This window comes from Fictibacillus nanhaiensis, from assembly GCF_019801215.1.
Lineage (GTDB): Bacteria > Bacillota > Bacilli > Bacillales > Fictibacillaceae > Fictibacillus > Fictibacillus nanhaiensis_C.
On sequence record NZ_JAHVJO010000015.1, the window covers coordinates 1 to 728 of the forward strand.

Sequence of the window (728 nt, forward strand, 5' to 3'; positions counted from 1 at the left end):
CCGCCGAAGGTGGGACAGATGATTGGGGTGAAGTCGTAACAAGGTAGCCGTATCGGAAGGTGCGGCTGGATCACCTCCTTTCTATGGAGATTATGAAACAGCTTCGACTGTTTCGTAAGCACACCTATTCTTCTTTTGTTCAGTTTTGAAGGAACTTGTTTTCCTTTATGGGCCTATAGCTCAGCTGGTTAGAGCGCACGCCTGATAAGCGTGAGGTCGATGGTTCGAGTCCATTTAGGCCCACCATTTTCATATAACCCATATTTATGGGGCTTTAGCTCAGCTGGGAGAGCGCCTGCCTTGCACGCAGGAGGTCAGCGGTTCGATCCCGCTAAGCTCCACCATTGCACATCTTACGAGATGATGCCTTTTTTTGACGCTAAATACGATTGTTCTTTGAAAACTAGATATCGACATCCAAACAAAGTAATGCAAGGCAGATAGATATATTGATCTGCGCCAAAGCAAGAATCTTTGATGTGTATGCATCAATAAGTTACGAGAAGCGAGAAGTTCGAGGCGACAAAGTTTTGGAGGAGCGGAGTGTATTTTTATACATGAGCACCGAAAGAACGAAGTCAACGAAGAAGTTCGATGTTTATCGTAAGTTATAAGGTTAAGCTAGAAAGGGCGCACGGTGGATGCCTTGGCACTAGGAGCCGAAGAAGGACGGGACGAACACCGATATGCCTCGGGGAGCTGTAAGTAAGCATTGATCCGGGGATTTC

At 46.7% G+C, this 728-nt stretch carries 2 tRNA genes and 2 rRNA genes; all 4 read left to right on the forward strand.

Annotated features, from left to right (window positions below):
- A 16S ribosomal RNA gene (locus KUV80_RS18535) occupies positions 1 to 81 on the forward strand; the annotation flags it as partial.
- Between the two features lie 88 nt (positions 82 to 169).
- A tRNA-Ile gene (locus KUV80_RS18540) sits at positions 170 to 246 on the forward strand.
- Between the two features lie 22 nt (positions 247 to 268).
- Positions 269 to 344, forward strand: a tRNA-Ala gene (locus KUV80_RS18545).
- 270 nt (positions 345 to 614) lie between these two features.
- Positions 615 to 728, forward strand: a 23S ribosomal RNA gene (locus KUV80_RS18550); the annotation flags it as partial.